Source organism: Allokutzneria oryzae (assembly GCF_042429765.1).
Classification (GTDB): domain Bacteria; phylum Actinomycetota; class Actinomycetes; order Mycobacteriales; family Pseudonocardiaceae; genus Allokutzneria; species Allokutzneria oryzae.
Genome location: NZ_JBHLZU010000001.1, coordinates 1 through 22,192 on the forward strand (window position 1 = coordinate 1; position 22,192 = coordinate 22,192).

18 protein-coding genes are annotated in these 22,192 nt (G+C 70.8%); 8 read left to right on the top strand and 10 right to left on the bottom strand.

Translation table 11 applies throughout. The features are described from left to right. Positions 1 to 604 precede the first annotated feature (604 nt). Entirely contained in the window at positions 605 to 1,201 is a 597-nt protein-coding gene (locus ACFFQA_RS00005) for a YdeI/OmpD-associated family protein (protein ID WP_377849393.1), read from the top strand. Here ACFFQA_RS00005 and clpB read toward each other — a convergent pair. The 7 genes from clpB to ACFFQA_RS00040 all read right to left on the bottom strand — a co-directional run bounded on the left by clpB (position 1,167) and on the right by ACFFQA_RS00040 (position 8,953). Beyond that, positions 1,167 to 3,776 (bottom strand): ATP-dependent chaperone ClpB, encoded by a 2,610-nt coding sequence (gene clpB / locus ACFFQA_RS00010; RefSeq protein ID WP_377849394.1) that lies wholly within the window; start codon positions 3,774 to 3,776, stop codon positions 1,167 to 1,169. The two genes, ACFFQA_RS00005 and clpB, sit on opposite strands and share 35 nt — an antisense overlap. Then, positions 3,758 to 4,093, bottom strand: a complete 336-nt coding sequence (locus ACFFQA_RS00015; protein ID WP_377849395.1) for a chaperone modulator CbpM — start codon at positions 4,091 to 4,093, stop codon at positions 3,758 to 3,760. The genes clpB and ACFFQA_RS00015 overlap by 19 nt, the downstream gene beginning before the upstream one ends. Then, a complete protein-coding gene (locus ACFFQA_RS00020) occupies positions 4,090 to 5,010 on the bottom strand; it encodes a DnaJ C-terminal domain-containing protein (protein ID WP_377849396.1) in 921 nt (306 codons plus the stop codon). The genes ACFFQA_RS00015 and ACFFQA_RS00020 overlap by 4 nt, the downstream gene beginning before the upstream one ends. Before the next feature lie 5 nt (positions 5,011 to 5,015). Next, the gene (locus ACFFQA_RS00025; protein WP_377849397.1) at positions 5,016 to 5,558 is read right to left on the bottom strand and encodes a nucleotide exchange factor GrpE; all 543 of its coding nucleotides are present in this window, start codon (positions 5,556 to 5,558) and stop codon (positions 5,016 to 5,018) included. Further along, positions 5,551 to 7,425: a molecular chaperone DnaK gene (gene dnaK, locus ACFFQA_RS00030; RefSeq protein ID WP_377849398.1), complete on the bottom strand. Its 1,875-nt coding sequence runs from the start codon at positions 7,423 to 7,425 to the stop codon at positions 5,551 to 5,553. Before dnaK ends, ACFFQA_RS00025 begins: the two co-directional genes overlap by 8 nt. A gap of 21 nt (positions 7,426 to 7,446) precedes the next feature. After that, positions 7,447 to 7,914, bottom strand: a complete 468-nt coding sequence (locus tag ACFFQA_RS00035) for a YflT domain-containing protein (RefSeq protein ID WP_377849399.1) — start codon at positions 7,912 to 7,914, stop codon at positions 7,447 to 7,449. Positions 7,915 to 8,131: 217 nt separating this feature from the next. Then, the gene (locus tag ACFFQA_RS00040) at positions 8,132 to 8,953 is read right to left on the bottom strand and encodes an NAD(P)H-binding protein (RefSeq protein WP_377849400.1); all 822 of its coding nucleotides are present in this window, start codon (positions 8,951 to 8,953) and stop codon (positions 8,132 to 8,134) included. 274 nt (positions 8,954 to 9,227) lie between these two features. On the opposite strand from ACFFQA_RS00040, the gene ACFFQA_RS00045 reads away from it, so the two are divergent. The 3 genes from ACFFQA_RS00045 to ACFFQA_RS00055 are packed head-to-tail and all read left to right on the top strand — an operon-like array spanning position 9,228 to position 12,570. Then, a complete protein-coding gene (locus tag ACFFQA_RS00045; RefSeq protein WP_377849401.1) occupies positions 9,228 to 10,769 on the top strand; it encodes a tryptophan halogenase family protein in 1,542 nt (513 codons plus the stop codon). Positions 10,770 to 10,819: 50 nt separating this feature from the next. Then, positions 10,820 to 12,073, top strand: a complete 1,254-nt coding sequence (locus ACFFQA_RS00050) for a cation:proton antiporter (protein ID WP_377849402.1) — start codon at positions 10,820 to 10,822, stop codon at positions 12,071 to 12,073. Continuing rightward, entirely contained in the window at positions 12,070 to 12,570 is a 501-nt protein-coding gene (locus ACFFQA_RS00055; protein ID WP_377849403.1) for a flavin reductase family protein, read from the top strand. Before ACFFQA_RS00050 ends, ACFFQA_RS00055 begins: the two co-directional genes overlap by 4 nt. A gap of 42 nt (positions 12,571 to 12,612) precedes the next feature. Here the strand turns inward: ACFFQA_RS00055 and ACFFQA_RS00060 are convergent, their stop codons facing one another. Next, positions 12,613 to 13,401: an alpha/beta hydrolase gene (locus tag ACFFQA_RS00060; RefSeq protein WP_377849404.1), complete on the bottom strand. Its 789-nt coding sequence runs from the start codon at positions 13,399 to 13,401 to the stop codon at positions 12,613 to 12,615. A gap of 254 nt (positions 13,402 to 13,655) precedes the next feature. Between ACFFQA_RS00060 and ACFFQA_RS00065 the strand changes: the two genes are divergently transcribed. From ACFFQA_RS00065 to ACFFQA_RS00075, 3 genes are read left to right on the top strand one after another with little or no spacing between them, the layout of a single operon-like run. After that, the gene (locus tag ACFFQA_RS00065) at positions 13,656 to 15,164 is read left to right on the top strand and encodes a flavin monoamine oxidase family protein (protein ID WP_377849405.1); all 1,509 of its coding nucleotides are present in this window, start codon (positions 13,656 to 13,658) and stop codon (positions 15,162 to 15,164) included. A 25-nt stretch (positions 15,165 to 15,189) separates the two neighbouring features. Continuing rightward, on the top strand, positions 15,190 to 16,794 hold the full coding sequence (locus ACFFQA_RS00070; RefSeq protein WP_377849406.1) for an FAD-dependent monooxygenase: 1,605 nt from the start codon (positions 15,190 to 15,192) through the stop codon (positions 16,792 to 16,794). Next, positions 16,791 to 17,981, top strand: coding sequence for a cytochrome P450 (locus ACFFQA_RS00075; RefSeq protein WP_377849407.1), 1,191 nt, complete (start codon positions 16,791 to 16,793; stop codon positions 17,979 to 17,981). Before ACFFQA_RS00070 ends, ACFFQA_RS00075 begins: the two co-directional genes overlap by 4 nt. 402 nt (positions 17,982 to 18,383) lie before the next feature. Here ACFFQA_RS00075 and ACFFQA_RS00080 read toward each other — a convergent pair whose 3' ends face one another. Together ACFFQA_RS00080 and ACFFQA_RS00085 are read right to left on the bottom strand one after the other, a co-directional pair. Next, on the bottom strand, positions 18,384 to 18,875 hold the full coding sequence (locus ACFFQA_RS00080; RefSeq protein ID WP_377849408.1) for an EF-hand domain-containing protein: 492 nt from the start codon (positions 18,873 to 18,875) through the stop codon (positions 18,384 to 18,386). 774 nt (positions 18,876 to 19,649) lie between these two features. Further along, the gene (locus tag ACFFQA_RS00085; RefSeq protein WP_377849409.1) at positions 19,650 to 21,269 is read right to left on the bottom strand and encodes an FAD-dependent monooxygenase; all 1,620 of its coding nucleotides are present in this window, start codon (positions 21,267 to 21,269) and stop codon (positions 19,650 to 19,652) included. Between the two features lie 210 nt (positions 21,270 to 21,479). Here ACFFQA_RS00085 and ACFFQA_RS00090 point away from each other — a divergent pair, with 210 nt between their 5' ends. Further along, positions 21,480 to 22,172 (top strand): class I SAM-dependent methyltransferase, encoded by a 693-nt coding sequence (locus tag ACFFQA_RS00090; protein WP_377849410.1) that lies wholly within the window; start codon positions 21,480 to 21,482, stop codon positions 22,170 to 22,172. The last annotated feature ends 20 nt before the right edge of the window (positions 22,173 to 22,192 follow it).

Genomic DNA, 22,192 nt, shown 5'->3' on the forward strand with positions numbered 1-22,192 from the left:
GGTGAGGGCGCCAGAGGGTGGTGGGTGAGGGCGCCAGAGGGTGGTGGGTGAGGGCGCCAGGGGGGTGGTGGGTGAGGGCGCCAGGGGGGTGGTGGGTGAGGGGGCGTTGCCACGTGCAGGACACGGTCTGGCAGCACCGCCACGGTCAGCGACACGATCGTGATCATCCGCGCGCGGCCGGAACGGGGCGACTGCGGCCGGAGCGGGGCGGGTACGACCGAGGCGAGGACGGCCGGAACGGGGCCAGCTGAGGCGGGTATGGCTGAGGCGGGGTACGACCGGAACGGGTACGGCCGGAACGGGACGGCTGAGGCGGGTATGGCTGAGGCGGGGTTCGGCCGCGACGGGTTCGGCCGGAACGGGACGGCCGGGGTGGTACGGCCCCTGCGGGCCGGGCTGCCGCGACCACCCGCGGCCACCAGGTGCGGTCGTGCCTGGGATTCTCCACCGGCCACTCCCACCGAACAGGCGGCTCCGCGGCCGGACACCGGGGATTCACGTGAGCACGGAACCGGACTCGTGCCTCTCGCGAACAAAGTGCTCATGAGGTGAGCACTTTGACGTCGACGATGGGACTCACCGCCTTCGAGAGAGGACAACGCGAATGCCGCGAGAAATGGACGTCATCGCCTTCGCCGACGCCGCCGAGTGGGAGTCCTGGCTCGCCGACAACCACGGGCGAACGGACGAAGCCTGGCTCAAGATCGCCAAGAAGGGCTCCGGCAGGACCTCGGTCACGCTGACCGAAGCCCTCGACGTCGCGCTGTGCTACGGCTGGATCGACAGCCACCGCAGGGGCTACGACCAGGACCACTACCTCCAGCGGTACTCGCCCCGCCGGCCGGGCGGCTCCTGGTCGCAGGTCAACGTCGGCAAGGTCGAGGCGCTCATCGCCGCGGGCCGCGTGCGCGCCCCCGGCCTCGCGGTGATCAACGCCGCGAAGGCCGACGGCCGGTGGGACGCCGCGTACCAAGCGCAGCGCGACGCCACCGTCCCGGACGACCTGGCGAACGCGTTGGCGCACAACGAAAAGGCACGAGCACGCTTCGAACTCCTCGGCAAGACGCACCAGTACGGCCTGTTCCTGCCCCTCATAAAGGCGAAGACGCCAGCGGGCCGCGCCACCCAACTCCGGCGGATCATCGCATCGCTGACAGCACCTGAGCTCACCCCTGCCGGTCACCCGGCTCGTCCCAGCTGACGGTCAACCCGGCGTCGTCGGCACCGACGTGGATGACCGCGCCGTCGCCGACGGCACCGCTGATGAGGGCACGGCCGATGCGGGTCTCCACCTCACGCGCGATGAAGCGGCGCAGCGGGCGGGCTCCGTAGACCGGGTCGAAGCCCCGCCGCGCGATGAGCTGACGGGCCTCGTCGGTGAGGCGGAGGGTCATCCGCCGCTCGGCCAGGCGGCTGCGCAGGTCGTCGAACATCAGCTCCACGATGCGTTCGACGTCCGCCATGGTCAGCGGGGTGAAGAGCACGACGTCGTCGACCCGGTTGAGGAACTCCGGCCGGAAGCGCGTGCGCAGCTCGGCCATCACCTCGGCCCGCGCGTCCGGGGTGAGGCCGTCGAGCAGGCGGTGGGAACCGATGTTGGACGTCATGATGACCACGGTGTTGCGGAAGTCGACGGTGTGGCCCTGGGCGTCGGTGAGGCGGCCGTCGTCGAGCACCTGCAGCAGCGTGTTGAACACGTCGCTGTGCGCCTTCTCGATCTCGTCGAAGAGCACGACGGAGTACGGCTTGCGGCGCACGGCCTCGGTGAGCTGGCCGCCCTCCTCGTAACCGACGTAGCCGGGTGGAGCCCCGACCAGGCGGCTGACGGTGTGGCGTTCCTGGTACTCGCTCATGTCGAGCCGGACCATGTTGTCCTCGGAGTCGAACAACGCCGCGGCCAGCGCCTTGGCCAGCTCGGTCTTGCCGACCCCGGTGGGGCCGAGGAAGACGAACGACCCGATCGGCCGACGGGGGTCCTTGACGCCCGAGCGCGCCCGGATGACCGCGTCGGCCACCAGCGTGACGGCGTCGTCCTGGCCGACGACCCTCTCGTGCAGGATCTCGTCCAGGCGCAGCAGCTTCTCCCGCTCGCCCTCTTGGAGGCGGGCAACGGGGACTCCGGTCCACCGCGACACGACGACCGCGATCTCCTCGGCGGTGACCACCTCGCGCAACAGGCGGTGTTCTCCCTGTTTCGCGGCCAGCCGCTCCTCCTCGGCGCGCAGCCGTCGCCGCAGGTCGGGAAGTCGGCCGTGCCGCAGCTCGGCGGCGCGGTCGAGGTCGTAGTCGCGCTCGGCCCGCTCTGCCTCCAGCCGCACCTGTTCGTTCTCCCGGCGCAGCGACTGGACCTTGCGCAGCGCGCTGCGTTCGGCCTCCCACTGAGCGCGCATCGCGTCGGCTTCGGCGCGCAGGTCGGCGAGCTCCTTGCGCAGGTCCGCCAAGCGGGCCTGCCCCGCGGGGTCGGACTCCCGGGTCAGGGCGGCTTCCTCGATCTCCACGCGCATCACCCGCCGGGTGAGCTCGTCCAGCTCGGCGGGCATGGAGTCGATCTCGGTGCGCAGCATCGCGCAGGCCTCGTCGACCAGGTCGATCGCCTTGTCCGGCAGGAACCTGTCGGCGATGTAGCGGCGGCTCAGCGTCACCGCCGCCACCAAGGCGCTGTCCTGGATCTTCACCCCGTGGAAGATCTCCAGGCGCTCGCGCAGGCCACGCAGGATCGAGAGCGTGTCGGCCTCGTCCGGCTCCTCAACCAGAACCGGCTGGAAGCGCCGCTCCAGCGCGGCGTCGGACTCGACGCGCTTGCGGTACTCCTGCACCGTGGTCGCGCCGATCATGTGCAGCTCTCCGCGCGCGAGCATCGGCTTCAGCATGTTCCCGGCGTCCAAGGCGCCTTCGGCCGCGCCCGTGCCGACCACGGTGTGCAGCTCGTCGACGAACAGCAGGATCCGGCCCTCCGCTGCGCTGACCTCGTTGAGCACGGCCTTGAGCCGCTCCTCGAACTCGCCCCGGTACTTCGCTCCGGCGACCAGGGAACCCATGTCCAGCGCGAAGATCGTCTTCTCGCGCAGCCCTTCCGGCACGTCGCCGTGGTTGACGCGCTGGGCGAGCCCCTCGACGATGGCGGTCTTGCCGACGCCGGGATCGCCGATGAGCACGGGGTTGTTCTTGCTCTTGCGGGACAGGATCTGGATCACACGGCGGATCTCGGCGTCGCGGCCGATGACCGGGTCGAGCCTGCCCGCCGCGGCGTCGGCGACCAGGTCGCGCCCGTACTTCTCCAGTGCCTCGTAAGCGACCTCGGGCATCGCCGAGGTGACCCGCTGGTTGCCCCGGACCGCGGTGAGCGCCCGGAGGAACCGGTCCCGGGTCAGGCCGTGCTCGTGCAGCGCCCGGCCCGCCGCGGTGGTGCCGCCCTCCTCGACCAGGGCGATCGCCAGGTGCTCCACCGACACGTACTCGTCCTTGAGCCGCTTGGCCTCCCGCCCTGCCGCGTCCAGCAGGCGGGCCAGGCGCTGGGTGAGGAAGACCTGGCCGGGCGGCGCGCCGGGTCCGGAGACCTTCGGCCGCCTGGCCAGCTCGGCCTCCACCGCCCCGCGCACCGCGTCCGGGTCGGCGCCCGCTCCCTCCAGCAGCCGGGGCACCAGCCCCTCCGGGTCCTCCAGCAGCGCCAGCAGCAGGTGCTCGCCGTCAGCCTCGGTGTGCCCGAACCGCAGTGCCCGGGTCTGCGCGTCGCGCAGCGCCTGCTGGGACTTGCGGGTCAGGTTCTCGGTGTCCACGGTCGGCCTCCGGGTCGTCGTTGTCCGTGCCGCAGCGCGTGCTCCAGCTCGGCCACCCGGTCCAGCAGGTCGAGCACCAGGCCCAGGGCGGCGTAGTTGACGGAGAAGGCGGCCCGCAGCCGCTGGATCCTGGCGAGCCTGGCCAGCTCCGCCGGGGTGAACCACAGCCCGCCCGTCCGGTCGCGGTCGGCGTCGAGCAGCCCGAGGGCGACCAGGCGCAGGACCAGCTTCGGGTGGGTGTCGGCGGCGCGGGCGAAGGCTTCCAGGTCCAGCAGGCCGAGCCGCTGGGCGCGGTACCTGGTCAGGGCGTGGCTCATCGCCGCCTCCTCGCCGACGCGGTGTCGCGGGGGTCGAACGCGGAGACCGCGGCCAGCTCGGTGAACAGCTGCCGTTCTGCGGCGGAGAGCTTGTCCGGCACCATGATCCGAGCCTCGGCGTAGAGGTCGCCCGGCCTGCCCCGTGGGTTGGGCAGCCCCTGACCGCGCAGCCGCAGCCGCCGCCCGCTCGATGTTCCCGGCGGCACCTTGACGGTGGACTGGCCGCCAGGGGTGTCCAGCGCGACGGTGGTCCCCAGTGCCGCCGCCCACGGCGTCAGGGGCAGGTCCACCAGCAGGTCGCGGTCCTCGACCCGGTAGCGGTCGTGCGGGGCCAGCCGCACGACCAGGTACAGGTCACCCGCCTGGGCGTTGCCGGTACCGCGCGCACCCTGCCCGGCCAACCTGATCCGCTGTCCGCCGGTGACCCCGGCGGGGATGGTGACCCGCAGGGTGCGCGGCCCGCCGGGCCCGGGGAGGGTGATCGAGCGCTGACCGCCGCGAAACGCCTCCTCCACGGTCAGCTCCACCTCGGCCTCCTGGTCCGCGCCACGCATCGGGCTCCGCCGGGCCCGGCCGAAGATCTCGCCGAACAGGTCCTCGACATCGAAGCCCGCGCCGGTCCGGACGCGGTGGCCACCGGTTCCCGACCGCGCGCGGGCACGTCGCCACGCTTCGGGGTCGGCGTCCTCCCGCACCTGCCGGAAGTCCGGCCCGAACGCGTCGTAGCGTCCTCGCAGCGCGGGGTCGGACAACACTTGGTACGCCTCGGAGATCTCCTTGAACCGCTCCTCCGCGTTCGGGTCCTTGTTCACGTCGGGGTGGTAGCGGCGGGCGAGCGTCCGGTAGGCGCGCTGGATCTCCTCCTGGCCGGCGCCTCGGGAGACCCCGAGCGCCTCGTAGAAGTCGCTCACGGCCACGACGCTCACCTCCCGCGCTCGCCGTCATCCGTCTCACCACCCCCTGGCGGCTCGGCTGGTTCCGGCGGGGTCGCCACGACCACCGAGGCCGGGCGCAGCTGCCACTCGCCCTGGCCGTACCCGGGGCGCAGCACGGCCACCACGGTGCCGGGCGGAGCGTGCGCGTCCGGGGTGCTCGACACCGCCTCGTGCCGTACCGGGTCGAACTCGGCACCGTGGTCCTCGCGGCGCGGGAAACCCAGGCGCGCCAACACTGTCAGCGCCTGGTCGCGGATCCCCCGCACGCCCTCCACGATCGAGGCCGGGTCGGCGTCGGCGTGCTGGAGCGCCAGGTCCAGGTTGTCCACCACCGGCAACCACGCCGCCGCCACCTCGCCGCGTTCCCGCCACCGTTGCCGCTCGGCCTCACCGACCGTCCGCTTGCGGAGGTTGTCCAGCTCCGCCGCGGTCCGTCGCCACTGGTCCTCCAGCCGCGCCACCTGCGCCCGCAGCTCGGCCATCTCGTCGTCGGCGTCGGAGCCGGCCGCACGCTCGTCGTGCTCAGCCATTGGTGAACTCGGCGTCGATCACGTCGTCCGCACCGGTCGGGCGTGACGAACCGCCCTCTCCCTCAGCTGTCCTGCCGGCGCTGTCCAGGCCGTGCGCGAGCTGCTGAAGCTCGGAGGTCAGCGACCGCAACCGGTCCAGCGCGGCGTTGTCGTCCTTGATCGCCTGGTGGGCCTCGCCGACGAGCATCTCGGCACGGGCCTTGTCGTGCTCCGGCACCGCGTCACCGCGCTCGCGGACGCGCTTGTCCACCTGGTAGGCCGCCGTGTCCAGCGCGTTGCGGGCATCGACCAGCTCCCGGATCCGGGCGTCCTCGTCGCGGTGCCGCTCCGCGTCGGCGACCATCCGCTCGACCTCGCTCTGGTCGAGGTTGGAACTCTCGCTGATGGTGATGCGCTGCTCGGCGCCGGTGGACTTGTCCCTGGCGGAGACGTCGAGGATGCCGTTGGCGTCGATGTCGTAGGTGACCTCGATCTGCGGCACACCGCGTGGCGCGGCGCGGACGTTCTCCAGCCGGAACCGGCCGAGCACGCGGTTGTCCGCCGCGCGTTCCCGCTCCCCCTGCAACACCACGACGTCCACGGCGTCCTGGTTGTCCTCGGCGGTGGAGAAGATCTCGCTGCGCCTGGCGGGGATCGTGGTGTTGCGGTCGAGCACCTTGGTCATCACCCCGCCCAGGGTCTCCACGCCCAGCGACAGCGGCGTGACGTCCAGCAGCACGACGTCGGACACCTCGCCCTTGAGCACCGCGGCCTGCAGTGCCGCGCCCAGCGCGACGACCTCGTCCGGGTTGACCGTCATGTTGGGTTCCTTGCCGCCGGTCAACCGGCGCACCAGCTTCTGCACGGCGGGAACCCGGGTCGAGCCGCCGACCAGGATGACCTCGTCGATGTCGTCGGCCGTGACCTTCGCGTCGGACATCGCCTGCCGCACCGGACCGAGGCAGCGCTGCACCAGGTCGGCGGTGAGCTGGTCGAAGGTCGAGCGCATCAGCGTGGTGTTGAGGTGTTTCGGCCCGCTCGCGTCGGCGGTGACGAACGGCAGGTTGACCGTGGTCTGGGTGACCGAGGACAACTCGACCTTGGCCTTCTCCGCCGCCTCGAACAACCGTTGCAGCGCCTGGGGATCACGACGCAGGTCGATGCCGTTGTCCTTCCGGAACTCGTCGGCCAGGTGGTCGACGACCCGCCGGTCGAAGTCGTCGCCGCCCAGGTGGGTGTCCCCCGCCGTGGCGCGGACCTCGACCACGCCGTCGCCCACGTCGAGCAGGCTCACGTCGAAGGTGCCGCCACCCAGGTCGAACACCAGCACCGTCTCGTGGCCCTTCTTGTCCAGCCCGTACGCCAGTGCCGCCGCGGTCGGCTCGTTGATGATCCGCAGCACGGTCAAGCCCGCGATCTTCCCCGCGTCCTTGGTGGCCTGCCGCTGCGCGTCGTTGAAGTACGCGGGCACCGTGACGACCGCCTCGGTCACCCGCTCGCCGAGGAACTTCGAGGCGTCGTCGGCCAGCTTGCGCAGCACCGCGGCGGAGATCTCCTCCGGCGCGTACTGCTTTCCCCTGATCTGGAACCGCACCGCGTCCTGCGGCCCCGGCACCACGTCGTAGGACACCGTGTCCTTCTCGCTGCTGACCTCGTCGAAGCGGCGGCCGATGAAGCGCTTCGCCGAGGAGATCGTGGCCTTGGGGTTCAGGATCGCCTGGCGCCGCGCGAGCTGGCCCACCAGCCGCTCGCCGTCCTCGGTGAAGGCCACCACTGAGGGGGTCGTGCGCGCGCCCTCGCTGTTGGGAACCACCGTCGGCTGGCCACCTTCGGTCGTGGCGATCACCGAGTTGGTGGTTCCCAGGTCAATACCGACTGCCTTGGCCATCACAGCCTCCCCTGTGATCGATCACGGTCGGTCCGTCAGCAACATCTCGTTGGCCCGCTGGGCCAGCACCGGGTCGACCAGCACCTCGTAGCGGTCGGCGAGCAGCTGCTTGGACGAGATGAAGTCCCTGCGGCCGCCGGTGAAGGCGTGCGCCACCAGCCCGAACACCGCCCCGGCGACAGCACCCCACAGCAGCGCCGACAGGATCGTGGTCAGCCACCACCAGACGCTGGTGGTGAACACCGCGACGAACACTCCGAACAACAGGCCGAACCACGCTCCTGCCGCCGCACCCATCCCGGCCGCCCTCGGGTAGGTCAACCGACCGAGCACGTGCTCGACCAACCGCAGCCCAACGCCGACGATCTTGGTCTTCTCGACGGGGAACCCGCTGTCGGACAACGAGTCCACGGCCCTCTCGGCCCCGTCGTAGCTGTCGAAGGTGGCGACGGCCACCATGTCCCGCACATCCATCGGTGCTCTCGCCATTACCTCTCCCCTCGTCACGGCGCGGAAGCGCTTCTCGCGGGGACAACGGACACCGATGGGCTACCCCCACCGCCCCCCGTAAACCCCCACTCCCCGCACCTCCTTCCCCACCCAAATACCTTGCCCCACAAAGACATCCGCACCCCACCCCGCCATTCGCGGGCTTATGGACGCATCTGGGGGCGCCAGGAGGTCCATAAGCCCGCGAATGGCCGTATTAGGGCAGGGAGGGGAAGTGGGTTTCGTCTACATAGGTCTGGAAGGGTTTTGGGGCGCGGCCTGTCACCTGTCGGACGGCGTCTGTGGGGGTGGAGTCGCCTTGCGCGCGCAACGCTTCGAAGGCGCGCGCGTCGGCCAGGACCTGCTCGCGGGGCAGACCCAGCGCCGTCATCGTGGCGATGTAGTCCTCGCTCTCGCCGCGGAAGGTCAGCTCGCGGCCGACCGCTTTGCCGATCATGCCAAGCGCCTCGGCGAAGGACAGGGCCTCCGGCCCGGTCACCTCGTAGCTGCGTCCGGCATGGCCGTCCTGGGTCAGCGCCGCGACCGCCACCGCCGCGATGTCGTCGGCGTCCACGAAGGCCTGGCGGACGTCGCCGAGGGGGACGGCCAGCTCCCCCGCCGCGACCGCCGCCTGGAACACGCCCTCGTCGAAGTTCTGGTTGAACCAGTTGGGGCGCAAGATCGTCCAGTCCACGCCGGACTCGGCGACCACGCGCTCCGCCGCCATCAGCCGCTCGTCGCCCATCACCTCGATCGCCATGCTGGACAGCAGCACCATGCGCCGCACACCGCCGTCCACGGCGCACCGGACGAAGTCGGGATCAACCGGCAGCTCGTGCGGCGCCATCAGGTACATGCCGTAGGCTCCGGCGACCGCGGGCTGCCACGTGCTCTTGTCGGCCCAGTCGAAGCGCACGTCAGCGGTGCGCGAGGCAGCGCGCACCGGATGCCCCGCCGCCCGCAGCCGCGCGGCCACTCGACGGCCTGTCGAGCCGGTCGCGCCGAGGACGAGTGTCGGTCTGCCAGTCGCGTCAGTCATGCCCCACTGGTAACACCGACCCCTGACACTCGACGCCCGAACCGACGCGCATCCCCCAAGCGACGCGCCGGGCGCGTGGGTAACGACCTACTCGCTGTCCTCCGACGCGCGCTCCAGCCCACGCGTGCGCGTGGGTTGCTGTCTCGTCCAACCGCGGAGGCTGCGGCGTAACTAGCATTTGAATCACGTTGCCAGGCCCGGCCATCACGATTCCTGCCTGCGCCATTATCACCGTCGCGTGACCGGCGGTGAATCAGCTTTCGGAGGGTTCTTGATGCTGAAAAGCATTGTTGTCGTCGGCGGTGGAACATCGGGGTGGATGACGGCCTCGTACCTGAGCGCCGCGTTCGGCGACCGGATTTCGGTGACCGTGGTGGAATCTGCCCGAGTCGGCACCATCGGCGTCGGTGAGGCCACGTTCAGCACCGTTCGGCACTTCTTCGAGTACCTCGGTCTTTCCGAGCAGGACTGGATGCCCGCGTGCAACGCCACCTACAAGCTCGCCATTCGGTTCGAGAACTGGCGTGAGCAGGGACACCACTTCTACCACCCCTTCGAGCGGCAGCGCGTCGTCGACGGTTTCAACCTCACTGACTGGTGGCTGCGCGAGCCGAGGTCGGACCGCTTCGACAAGGACTGCTTCCTGGTCGGCACGCTGTGCGACAACCTCAAGTCGCCGCGCCACCTCGACGGCTCCCTGTTCGAGAAGGGGCTCGGCGAGCAGCAGCACGCCTACCGCACCACGCTGTCCGAGCAGACCACCCAGTTCCCCTACGCCTACCACTTCGACGCGTCGCTGGTTGCGGACTACCTGCGGGACTACGCGGTCGCGCGCGGCGTGAAGCACGTGGTGGACGACGTGGTCGACGTGGCACAGGACGAGCGCGGGTGGATCACGCACGTGACCACGCGCGAGCGCGGTGACCTGGCCGGGGACCTGTTCGTGGACTGCACCGGCTTCCGCAGCCTGCTGATGGCGAAGACGCTCGGCGAGCCGTTCGAGTCCTACCAGAGCACCCTGCCCAACGACAGCGCCGTCGCGCTGCGGGTGCCCCTGGACATGGAGCGCAAGGGCCTGCGCCCGTGCACGACGGCCACCGCGCAGGAGGCGGGCTGGATCTGGACGATCCCGCTGTTCGACCGCATCGGCACCGGCTACGTCTACGCCAGCGACTACAGCACCCCGGAGCAGGCCGAGCAGCGGCTGCGCGAGTTCGTGGGACCGGCTTCCGAGGGCCTTGAGGCCAACCACATCAAGATGCGGATCGGCCGCAGCCGGCGGCACTGGGTGAACAACTGCGTGGCGATCGGTTTGTCGAGCGGATTCGTCGAGCCGCTGGAGTCGACCGGAATCTTCTTCATCCAGAATGCGATCGAGCAGCTGGTGAAGCACTTCCCCGACTCGAACTGGGACGAGGGTCTGCGCAACACCTACAACACGTTGATCAGCCGCTGCATGGACGGCGTCCGGGAATTCCTGGTGATGCACTACTACGCGGCGAAGCGGCAGGACAACGAGTACTGGAAGGACACGAAGAAGCGGCCCCTTCCGGACGGGCTCGCCGAGCGGCTTGAGCGCTGGCAGACCCGTATTCCGGACTCCGAGTCGATTTACCCGTACTACCACGGGTTCGAGTCCTATTCCTACGTGTGCATGCTGCTCGGGCTCGGCGGAGTCCCGTTGAAGGCATCGCCCGCGCTGAACCTGATGGACCCGTCGTCCGCTGAGCGGGAGTTCACCCTGCTCGCCGACCAGGCACGCGACCTGGAGCGGTCGCTGCCGACGCAGTACGAGTACTTCGCCCAGTTCCACTGACCGTCCGACTGACCACCTCACTGACTTCACCGATGACGACAGGGGCCGGGATGACTCTCCTCAACGGCGTGCACCTGATCGCGCTGCTGGGCGTGCTGTACCTGGTCGCGGCGGCGGGCCGGGCGGTGGCGAAGCTGCTCCGCCTGCCGTCGGTGATCGGGGAGATCGCGCTGAGCCTGCTGCTGGGCCCGGTGCTGCTCGCCGCGGCCGGGCCCGAGGTGTTCGCCGCGGTGCTGCCCAAGGACCTGACCGGGGTGCTGCACGAGGTCGGCGACGCGGGCCTGGTGCTGTTCCTGGTCGGCATCGTCTACCACCTCGACCACGGCTCCGGCGGCCTGCGGGGCAGGACGGTCCGGCGGATCACGGCGGGCTCGTTCCTGCTGCCGCTGGTGACCGGCATGGTGTTCGCGGGCTGGGTGGTCTGGCTGGCTCCGGAGGAGCTGCGCGGCAGCGCGTCGCCGCCCGCGCTGGTGCTGATGCTCGCGGTGGCGATGAGCGTCACGGCGGTCCCCGTGCTGGCGCGGATCATCGAGGACCGCGACGCGGACCTCGGTGGCGCGGGCACGCTGGCGATGATGGCGTCGATGCTGATCGACACGCTGGCGTGGCTGCTGCTGGCCGTGGCGCTCGGCTTGGCGGCGGGCGGCATCGGCGGGGTGGTCGGGGCGTTCGTGGCCATCGCGGTCGGCGGCGTCCTCGCCTACGCCGGGCACCGGGGCCTGTCGGCGCGGCGGGCGGGCACGTTCTGCGCGAGCAACCTGCGCACGACCGCGCTCGTGGTCGGCGTCCTCGCCCTGGCGGCGGGAGCGGGGGCGCGCTGGGCCGGGCTGACCGCGATCTTCGGCGCGTTCCTGGTCGGCATGATGATCCCCAAGGGCGGCGGATGGCCGAGCGTGGTCACGCTGGTCAGCCGGATCGGCCGGGGCCTGGTGCCGGTGTTCTTCGTGGTGGCGGGCGTGACGCTGTCCACCGGCGGGCTCGGCGGGATGCCGTGGGGCGCCGCGCTGCTGGCGACCGGGCTCGCGGTCGTCGGCAAGATCGGCGGCGGCTATCTCGGCGCTCGGTGGGCGGGTGAGGACAGGGTGACCGGCCTGCGGGTCGGCGTGCTGGTCAACACCAGGGGCCTCACCGAGATCGTGGTGCTCCAGGTCGGCTACACGGCGGGCCTGCTCACCCCGGGGCTGTTCGTGGCGTTGCTGGTGATGGCGTTGACCACCACCGCGCTCACCGGGCCGTTGCTCGACCTCATCGACCACCGCGCGGCGCGCGCGAAGCCGCTGGCGCGACAAGGGGGTGCGCTGTGAACACGTCCTACGAAGTGACCTCGACCGGGTTCCGGTCCCTGATGGCGGGTTTCCCGACCGGCGTCGCCGTGCTCACCACGAACGACCTCGACGGCACACCGTGGGGTATGACGTGCTCGTCGGTGTGCAGCGTTTCCCTTGAGCCACCAACGCTTCTGGTGTGCGTCCGCAACGGCAGCCCGACGCTCGGAGCGATGCTGCGACAGGGCACGTTCGCGGTGAACCTGCTGCACGACGGCGCGAGGCCGACCGCGGAGCTGTTCGCCTCCGGCGATCCGGAGCGCTTCGACCGGGTCCAGTGGGCGCACGGCCCGTCCCACGGCGGCCCGCACCTCGTCGACGACGCGCACGCGGTCGCCGACTGCCGCGTCAGCAGGACGCAGACCGTCGGCGACCACATCGTGGTCTTCGGCGAGGTCTTCACCGTCACGCACCAGTCCGGCCCGCACCCGTTGCTGTACGGGATGCGCCAGTACGCGGCGTGGCCCGCGAGCTGACTCGCGGGCCACGTCCGCTCCTTTCGCTCCCCCAGCCCGCGATCAGCGGTCGGCGAGGATCCACTCACTCGCCACCCTGATCGCGGGCGCCTGCCATTCCCGGCTCTGCGGTCCGTCGATCTCCACCAGCCGGTGCTCGCACGTCAGAGCCGCGTCCGCCGCGCGCGAGGACTCGACCGGCACCGTGGTCGGCCCGGTCCCGTGCACGATCAGCGTCGGCGCGGCGATCACGTTGAGCACACCGCGCGGCTGGAGCCAGAACACCTCGTTGAGCATCGCCCTGCCCACGGCGAAGGTCGGGGAGAGCTCCACGCGGCCGGAGGCCAGCAGCTGCCGCCCCGCCAGCTCGTCCATGACGTCCCCGGTCCACGTGGGCTGCGCGTCGACGAAGTGCTCCTTGTAGTCGATCAGCGGGTTGAGCAGCACCAACCGGGAGACCTCCGCTCCCTTGCGCGCGGCGTACCCGGCGGCGACACCGCCGGTCAGCCCGGTGGCGAGCAGGGTGACGGCCGCTCCGCCGAACCGCTCGCGCAGGTGCGCGAGCCCGGAGCTGATCGTGTTCAGCAGCCCGGACAGGCTCAGCTCCTCCTGGCTGCCCTCGCTCTCCCCGTGCCCCGGCAGGTCGAAGCGCAGGCTGGCGACGCCCTGTTCGGCCAGCTCGGCGGCCAGCCGGGTGTAGAAGCCGCCCTGCTCCCGCGTGGCGCCCTCGCCGTGCAGCAGCAGCACCGCGCGCTCCGGACTCGGTCCGGGGGTGGTCACCGTGCCCGCCAGGCGCAGGCCGTCGTGCGTGCGCACGGTGGTGAGCTTCTGGGTCTCTGCGGTCAGGGGCATCACGGACTCCCGTCATGGAGCGGCTTGAGGGCGCCAGTGTCGCTTTCGGACGATCCCGACCTACGCGCGTGCGGGAGATCCTGTTGCCTCGCGTGGTGTGAAGCCCGCTCGGGGAGGCGACCGAGTGGGGTGCGGACGCGGCAAACCGTCAACCGGGGGCCGTCTCTGGGGATGTGTGCGAACACCGGGGCTGACCAGGATGAGTGCTGGACCGTCCACGGCCCCGTTCGACCCGCCTCTGCCGAAGGAGTCCGGTGCACACCAACGTCCTCGCCGGCGCACAGCGCTGGCACACGCAGCAGAAACCGAAGCGGGTCACCGTCATCGGCGCGGGCGTCGCCGGCCTGGTCGCCGCGCACGAGCTGGAGCGGCTCGGCCACAGCGTGCAGGTCCTGGAGTCGCGCCTCGCGGTCGGCGGCCGGGTCCGCACCCACGGCTTCGCCGGTCGCGCCAACGGGCCGCTCGCCGAGCTCGGCGCGATGCGGATCCCCGCATCGCACAACCGGACCATGCAGTGGATCGACCTGCTCGGCCTGAGCGACCGGGTGCGCCAGTTCCGCACGCTGTTCTCCGACGACGCCAGCTTCCTGGAGACCCCGGCCGGGCACCAGAGGGTGCGCGACGCCTCCCCCGTGCTCGTCGAGGAGTTCCGCAAGGGCCTGCCCCCGGGCACCTCCTACCGCGAGGAGACCGTGCTGTGCGCGGCGTGGCTGACCGCGAGCGTGAACGCGGTCGCCCCCGGCACGTTCCGGCAGAGCCTGCACGCCGATCTCAACACCGAGCTGCTGGACCTGCTCGACGGCATCGACGTGCGGCCGTTCATCGTCAGCGGCTCCGCAGAGCGCATCGACCTCAACCGGTTCTTCGCCAACAACGCGGGATTCGCCGCGCGGAGCCGGTTGCAGCACTTCTTCGACGACATCATCACCGAGACCTCCTCGGCGTTGTTCCGGCTCGAAGGCGGCATGGACCAGATCGCCCGGCGACTGGCGGAGCGGCTGCGCGGGCCGATCCACCGGGGGCGCAAGGTGGTCGGGCTGCACGTGCGCGACGACGGCGTGGTCGTGGAGGTGCAGCGCGGCCTGGCGACCGTGGCCAGCCACTGCGACTACGTGCTGTGCACCGCGCCGTTCTCGGTGCTGCGCAGGATGCGGCTCAGCGGCTTCGACGACGACAAGACCGCGACCGTGCACGACATGCAGTACTGGCCCGCGACGAAGATCGCCGTGCACTGCCGCGAGGCGTTCTGGGAGCGCGACGGCATCAGCGGCGGCGGCTCGTTCAGCGGCGGCCTGGTGCGCCAGACCTACTACCCGCCGGTGGAGAGCGACCCCCGGCTCGGCGCGGCGCTGCTGGCCAGCTACACCATCGGCCCGGACGCGGACGCGCTCGGCCAGGTGCACCCGGACAAGCGAGCCAGGGTGGTGCTGGAGGAGCTCAGCGCGATCCACCCGGAGCTGTCCCAGCCGGGCATGGTGCTCGACGTCGTGACCCAGGCGTGGGGCGAGGACCCCTCCAGCATGGGCGCGGCGGCGGTGCGCTGGAGCAAGGACGCCACGACCTCCGAGGAGGAGCGCGCGCTCGCGGCGAAGGCCCAGGGCACGTTGTTCTTCGCCGGTGAGCACTGTTCGTCGTACCCCGCGTGGATCGAGGGCGCCATCGAGTCCGGACTCGCGGCGGCGCAGGAGATCCACGCGTGCTCCCCGCTCGCCCGCCCGGTGCGGGCGTCGGGCTACCGCAGGATGCCGGGCGGCGCGGCCTGATGCCCGCAGCAGGAAAGGACAAGCGATGACCTCCCAGCTCACGACCGACGTGCTCATCGTCGGCGGCGGTCCCACCGGCATGGCCACGGCGCTGGAGCTGCGCTCCCGCGGTGTCGGCTTCGTCCTGGTCGAGGCCGGGGACGGCTCGGTCGGCCACCCCAAGGTCAGCAGCATCGGCCCGAGGTCGATGGAGTTCTTCCGGCGGTGGGGGATCTCCGACCGCGTCAGGCACTCCGGCTGGCCGGGCGACCACCCGCTGGACTGCGTGTGGACAACGCGCATCGGCGGCCACGAGCTGTTCCGCCTCAAGCGGCACACCATGGACACCCGCCCCGACTTCCGGCACACCCCGGAGCCGGACGCGATCTGCCCGCAGCACTGGCTCGGCCCGCTGCTGCGCTCGGAGCTGGGCGTGCACCCGGACGGCCCGGTGCGGATGAAGACCCGCATGGAGCGCTTCGCCCAGGACGACGACGGCGTGACCGCGACGATCACCGACCTGGACACGGGCGAGAGCACCGAGGTCCGTTCCCAGTATCTCATCGCCTGCGACGGCACGGGTTCCCCGATCCGCAAGGAATGCGGCATCCCGGCACCGGCGCAGCACGAGACCCAGGTGTTCCGCAACATCCTGTTCCGCGCGCCCGAGCTGCGGGCCCGGCTGGGTGAGCGCAACGCGAACTTCTACTACCTGATGATCTCCTCGGCGCTGCGTTTCCCGTTGCGCGCCTTGGACGGCGAGAGCCTGTACCGCCTGACGGTCGGCCTGCAAGGGCACCCGGAGTCGCTTCAGGACGCGGAGACCTTGGTGCGCAAGGCGATCGCGTTCGAGACTCCGGTGGAGGTGCTCTCCGACAACGAGTGGCACCTGGTGCACCGCGTCGCGTCGGACTTCCGGCACGGCCGGGTCTTCCTCGTCGGCGACTCGGCGCACACCCTGTCGCCGTCGGGCGGTTTCGGCATGAACACCGGGATCTGCGGCGCGGCGGACCTCGGGTGGAAGCTGGCGGCGGAGCTGGCGGGCTGGGCGGGTCCCGGCCTGCTGGACAGCTACACCCTGGAGCGCCAGCCGGTCGCCTTCGAGGGCCTGGAGGAGGCCAACCGCAACCTGGAGCGCGCGATGCGGCGACAGGTCCCCGACGAGCTCAACGACGACACCCCGCAGGGCGAGCTCTTCCGCAACAAGATCAGCGAAGGACTCCAGCGCGGTGGCGTGGCCCGCGAATTCGACGCCCCGGAGATCCACCTCGGCTTCACCTACGCGGGCTCGCCACTGATCGTCCCGGACCCCACCGCGGAGTCCACTGAGGACCGTCGCCCGAACACCCGCCCAGGCTCTCGTGCCCCGCACGCTTGGGTGAAACCCGGCATGTCCACTTTGGACCTATTCGGTGACGGCTTCGTCCTGCTGCGCTTCGCCGAGTCCGCCCGGCTGGAGTCCTTCTCGTCCGCGTTCACCTCGCGCGGCATCCCGTTCAGCTCGATCGCGCTGGACGTGCCCGAGGTGGTCGAGGCGTACGAGCGGCCGTTCGTCCTGGTCCGCCCGGACGGCCACGTCGCGTGGCGCGGCCACGAGCTGCCGGAGTCCGCGGGCGAGATCGCCGACCAGGTGCGCGGCGGTGCGCGATGACGTTGCCCCCCTTCGACCTCCAGGGTTGGGACGCGGCGGACGTGCGCGATCCGTACCCGGTGTACCAGCGGTACCTGGCCGCCTCGCCGGTCCACGCCGTGGACGGGAACTACTACGTCTTCGGCCACGCCGCCGCGTCGAAGGTGTTGTCCAGTCAGGTGTTCGGCCGCCGATCGGGTTCGGGCGGCGGCCCTGTCCCCAGTGGACACTCCGTGCTGCGCACGATGGTGGAGAACTGGCTGGTGTTCCTGGACCCGCCCCGGCACACCGAGCTGCGGGCGGTGCTGAACAAGGAGTTCTCACCGACCGTGGTGAGCAACCTCCGCGAACGGATCACCACGATCGCGAAGGAACTGCTGGCGGAGCTGCCCTCCCAGGGCGCGTTCGACCTGGTGGAGTCCTTCTCGGCTCCGTTCCCGATCCTGGTGATCTCGGAGCTGCTCGGTGTCCCGCGCGACCACTGGGACTGGCTCCGCGGACAGGCGGTCGACCTCCAGGAGGCGAGCAGCAGCCGCGCGGCACGCAACCCCGACGCCCACAAGATCGCCGAAGGAGCCGCGCGGGAGCTGCACGCGTACTTCACCGATCTGGCGCGGCGGCGGCGCGCCGACCCCGGCGTGGACCTGGTGTCGTTGATGGTGTCGGCGCAGACCCGTGGCGAACCGCTGTCGTCCGACGAGATCGTGGCGACGTGCGTGCACCTGATGACCGCGGGGCACGAGACGACGACCAACGTGCTGAGCAAAGCCGTGCTGACCCTGGCGAGCCGTCCGGCCGCTCTGGCGGAGCTGCGGTCTTCCGGGGTCACCCCGGCAGCGGTGGAGGAGCTGACCCGCTTCGACTCCCCCGTGCAGGCGGTGAGCCGCTGGGCCTACGAGGACTCCACTGTGGACGGAGTCCCGATTCCCCGTGGCAGCAAGGTGATGGTGATGCTCGGCGCGGCCAACCGCGACCCCGCGCGCTTCACCGCTCCGGACGAGCTGGTGCTGGACCGCCCGGCGGGCCGCAACGTCAGCTTCGGCCTCGGCATCCACTACTGCCTGGGCGCGAACCTGGCCCGCGCGGAGATCGAGATCGGCCTGAGCCTGCTGCTCGGCGCCCTCGGCGAGTTCACAGTGGACAGTGCGGAGTACCCGTACGACATGGTCTTCCACGGCCCCTCGCACGTGACGGTCAGCCGGGTCTAGCACCCGGCGGGGAACCGGGGCCATGGCCGGCGACATGGCCCCAGTCCCTCCAACCACCCCGGCTAGTGCGCGTCCTGCAAGCCACCCCGATGGCCCGATGCAGCGCCAACCCAGCGCCACACCACCCTGCGCAGTGCCACACCACCCTGCGCCACACCGCCCTGTGCCACACCACCCTGCGCCACACCACCCTGCGCCAGGCCGCCCAGTGCCACGCCGCCCTGTGCCACGCGCCCAGGGACATGCGCACATCGGCTGACACCGCTGGGGTTTCGCGTTTTGTCACCTTGTTGCGCGATAGAGCGCTCTCTTTTCGCATTAAGGTGACATAACGCGAAAAGAGGGAGCGGCCCGCGAGGTGGTGTCGCTACTGACAGGACTCGGCCGCAGCCGGTGGCGGGATCACTCCGAGTAGAAGCTCCGGACCGCCCTGGCGTGCTCGTCGGTGGTGACGTACCCGTCGCCGTTCTCGTCGAGGCGGTGGAAGTTCTGGATGGCCTCCACCTGGCCGACGCCGAAGGCCGTCTGCGAGGTCATCCACTCGTCCAGCGACAGTTTGCCGTCCCCGTCGCGGTCCCCGAGCCGGAAGGCGAACTCCGCCAGCGGGAGGGCGACCTCGTCGACGAAGCCGGGGTGGTTGTACCCGGCCGTCCACTCCTCCAGGCTGATCACCTTGTCGCCGTTGTCGTCCAGGTGTCCTTCGAGGTGCTGCCAGAGTCTGTTCGCCCGCGTGGTGACCTCCCGCCATGTCGGCGAGCCGGGAGGCACGTTGTGGGCCTGGCACAGGGCCTGCACCACACCGTGGATGTCAGTCTGGTCGATCACGCCGTCGTGGTCGGCGTCGTACCGCTCGAAATCCTTCTCAAGCCTCTGCTGGTACAGCGTCGTGCCCATCGAGATCCCTCGCTTCGGCCATGCGGTCCCGCCCTGCGCGGGGCCATAACCGGCTTACCGGCAGCGGCGACGCGCCGTCATTGCCCCAACCAGCGACACCGAGCGCCGAACCCATTACCGAGAGTAATAGTCCCGGTTCGGAGCGGGAATGCCCGGCCGGGTGGGTTTCCGGCCGGGACACTCGGTCAGCCCAGCAGTGCCAGTCATTTGCCTACACCCCAACGGTTTTGGCGAATGCAGGACAGCACTTGAGCGGAACCTCGACCTTCCTGGATGCTCGGTTGCCGTGGCGGTGAGAACATCCCGGAACGGTTCCGCGCAGCCGAACGGCGAGCAGCCGGCGCGCTCCCCCTAGGCCCTGCCCTGCAAGCCGTCCCGATCCCCCGAGGCGCCCCCATACCCCCGTGGACGCGTGGACGCGTGAACTGGCTGACGTGGTCGGGATTTTCGCGTTTTGTCACCTTGATACGCAAAAGAGCGCTCCCATTTCGCATTAAGCCTACAAAACGCGAAACGGGGGCACGTGGGTGGTGGTAGGGCGTCGGGGGAGGGGATGAAGGCGCCAGGGGTGGGGAGGGGATGAAGGCGCCAGGGGTGGCGAGGTGGTGTTACCACGTGCAGGACACGACGGAGCACGTGTCGCAGGGGGTGGTGGTGGCGTGCCGCGGCGCGGTGGTGGTGTCGTCGTGGTAGCAGGTGCGGGCCAGTCGGGTGGAGGACGGGCGCGGCCCGCATCCCGTTGGACGCGGGCCGTGGACCTCGAACAGCACGCTCCTAGCGCTGGAGGGCGGGAGTCCGGACCAGCACGCCGTCCAGGAACGCCACGACGCTCTCGGGCTGGGCCGGGTCGGCGACCGCGGCGATGTGCCCGTCCGGCCGCACGACCACCATCAGCGCACCGTCCACATGGTACGAACGGTAGGCGGCGTGCTCGCTCGACGGGATCACGTGCGTGGTCACCGCGGCCACGTAGCGGTCGGCCAGCCGCTGCGCCAACGCCTCCGCGTCCACGTCGTCGCAGGAGAACAGCAGGACGTGGTAGCCGCCGCCGTGGGTCAGGTCGAGCACGCTCCGCGCTCCGTCGCGGGTCTGCTTGATCGGGGCGTAGGGGGCGCGGTCGCCCGGTTTCAGCGCTCCGCCGCCCGGCCCGACCGCGCGGCTGCCGCGGTAGTTGATCCAGAGCTGCGAGAACATGTGGAAGAACATCCGCCGCACCGGCGCGAGGCGGCTCACCACGCCGACGACGCGGGTCGCCACGTGGGTCCGCATCCACACCGCCACCGCGTTGTTGCCCGTCTCCAGCTTGAAGCCGAGGTCGGTCCGCTTGAGCACCGTCTGCGCGATCGGGCGGCGCTCCGCCTCGTAGGTGTCCAGCAGCCACGGCGGCGCTTCGCCGTTGACCACCTGGGCCAACTTCCATGCGAGGTTGACCGCGTCGCCGACGCCGAGGTTGAGGCCCTGGCCGCCCGCCGGGTTGTGGATGTGCGCGGCGTCGCCGACCAGGAACGCGTTGCCCACGCGGAAGCGCGAGGCGAGGCGGCTGTGGAAGCGGAACATCGAGGCCCAGATGACCTCGTCCAGCCTGGCGTCGACGCGGAAGTAGTTGTCGAACCACCGCTGGAGGTCGGCGTGGTCCAGTGCCGCGTAGGACTCGTGCGACGGGCCGCCGGTCTGCTCGGGGGCCTGGTGGATGTCGGGCGGCACCACGCCGAAGAGGCGGTAGCGGCCACTGGCCAGCGGCAGGATGCCGACGAAGCCACCCCGGGTGAGGTTCAGTCGCATGCCCTTCACGCCGAGGTCCACGTCCAGGGTGACGTCGGCGAGCATGCCGCTCTGGGTGTAGGTCTCGCCGTCGAACTCCTGGCCGAGGAACTTGCGGATGGTGCTGCTCGCGCCGTCCGCGCCCACCAGCCACCTCGCGGTCACCGTCGCCGTGGCGTCCTCGGTACTGACCCGCGCGCGGACCCCGTCGCCGGTGTCCACCAGATCGTCCACTGTGGAGTCCCACTCCACCGCGACGTCGTGCTCGGCGAGCGCCTCGACCAGGACGCGCTCGGTCTCGAACTGCTCAAGGGCCAGCGCGTAGGGGAAGCGGGTCTGGTCGCCGGTGCCCTCCCCGGCCAGCGGCATGGTGCCGGCGTGGCGGCCGCTCTCGTGGATCGCCACGTCGGTGATGGGCAGGCCGCGGGCGACCGCCGCCTCGCCGACGCCGAGCCGGTCGAGGAACTCCAGCGTCCGCGCGTGCACGATGGCGGCCCGCGCCTGTTCCACCGGGCCGGGCTTGCGGTCCACGATCCGGACCCGCACGCCGTTCTGCACCAGCATCAGCGCCGTGCACAGGCCGGTCGGGCCCGCTCCTACGACGAGGACGTCGCAGTCATGTTCGTCGCGCATGGGGTTCCTCATTCGGTTCGGCGAGTCTGTCCCGAGTATCGCCAGCCCCACGGCCCCGGCACATCTCCCAGCGCTGGGTGATCACGCGCGGCGCACCCTACGCGAGTGCGCAGGTTCTTCGCGCCCGCCCGGTTCAGCGCTTACCGCGAGGATGCGCCATCTATAGGTTCGCCTCATCCAGCCCAGACCGCGAGAAGCCGGGGACGCGTCATGACCAAACCGGAAGCCTATTTCGACGACCTCGCCGAGCTCTACGAGCGGTTCACGCAGATCAGGGACGCCGCGGCCAGCCCGGTGCGGTCCTGGCTGACCTCGCAGCTGTCCAAGGGCACGCGGGCCATCGACGTCGGCTGCGGTGGCGGGAACAACTGCGGGCTGCTCGCCGACCACTACACCGAGGTCGTCGGGGTGGACATCTCGCAGAAGATGCTGGACATCGCCGCGACCAAGCCGTCGCGGGTGCCCGTGCGGTACGAGTGCCGCAGCGCCACCGACCTCTCCCCCGAGGTGGACGGCCGGTTCGACCTGGTCATGTCGGTCAACGCGGTGTTCCACATGGGGCCTGCGGACGTGGTGCTGCCGAAGCTGCGGGACCTGGTCGCGCCCGGCGGGCGGCTGGTGGTCATCGACGTGACGCAGCCGGACGGCGCCGCCCTGCCCACCGAGCAGAGCGCCTACGCCTTCGAGACCGCGAAGATCATCTACGACGTGTCGGGGGACGTGGAGGCGGCCGCGGACTCGATGCGGATGATGCTGCACCCCCGCTGGCTGGAGATGAGCGCGGAGGCGATGCCGCTCACCGACAGCGAGTTCGCCCTCCAGTACGAGAAGGCGATGCCGGGCGTGCGGATCACCAAGGACATCATCCCCACCATGAGCGCGGCCGTCTGGGACGCGGCATGAGCGAGCTTGCGGGCGAATCA

Bases quoted from the DNA above. Each gene is read 5' to 3' on its own strand.
- ACFFQA_RS00005 (WP_377849393.1), top strand. From the start codon at position 605: ATGCCGCGAGAAATGGACGTCATCGCCTTCGCCGACGCCGCCGAGTGG.
- ACFFQA_RS00015 (WP_377849395.1), bottom strand. From the start codon at position 4,093: ATGAGCCACGCCCTGACCAGGTACCGCGCCCAGCGGCTCGGCCTGCTG.
- ACFFQA_RS00025 (WP_377849397.1), bottom strand. From the start codon at position 5,558: ATGGCTGAGCACGACGAGCGTGCGGCCGGCTCCGACGCCGACGACGAG.
- dnaK (WP_377849398.1), bottom strand. From the start codon at position 7,425: ATGGCCAAGGCAGTCGGTATTGACCTGGGAACCACCAACTCGGTGATC.
- ACFFQA_RS00035 (WP_377849399.1), bottom strand. From the start codon at position 7,914: ATGGCGAGAGCACCGATGGATGTGCGGGACATGGTGGCCGTCGCCACC.
- ACFFQA_RS00040 (WP_377849400.1), bottom strand. From the start codon at position 8,953: ATGACTGACGCGACTGGCAGACCGACACTCGTCCTCGGCGCGACCGGC.
- ACFFQA_RS00045 (WP_377849401.1), top strand. From the start codon at position 9,228: ATGCTGAAAAGCATTGTTGTCGTCGGCGGTGGAACATCGGGGTGGATG.
- ACFFQA_RS00050 (WP_377849402.1), top strand. From the start codon at position 10,820: ATGACTCTCCTCAACGGCGTGCACCTGATCGCGCTGCTGGGCGTGCTG.
- ACFFQA_RS00060 (WP_377849404.1), bottom strand. From the start codon at position 13,401: ATGCCCCTGACCGCAGAGACCCAGAAGCTCACCACCGTGCGCACGCAC.
- ACFFQA_RS00070 (WP_377849406.1), top strand. From the start codon at position 15,190: ATGACCTCCCAGCTCACGACCGACGTGCTCATCGTCGGCGGCGGTCCC.
- ACFFQA_RS00075 (WP_377849407.1), top strand. From the start codon at position 16,791: ATGACGTTGCCCCCCTTCGACCTCCAGGGTTGGGACGCGGCGGACGTG.
- ACFFQA_RS00080 (WP_377849408.1), bottom strand. From the start codon at position 18,875: ATGGGCACGACGCTGTACCAGCAGAGGCTTGAGAAGGATTTCGAGCGG.
- ACFFQA_RS00085 (WP_377849409.1), bottom strand. From the start codon at position 21,269: ATGCGCGACGAACATGACTGCGACGTCCTCGTCGTAGGAGCGGGCCCG.
- ACFFQA_RS00090 (WP_377849410.1), top strand. From the start codon at position 21,480: ATGACCAAACCGGAAGCCTATTTCGACGACCTCGCCGAGCTCTACGAG.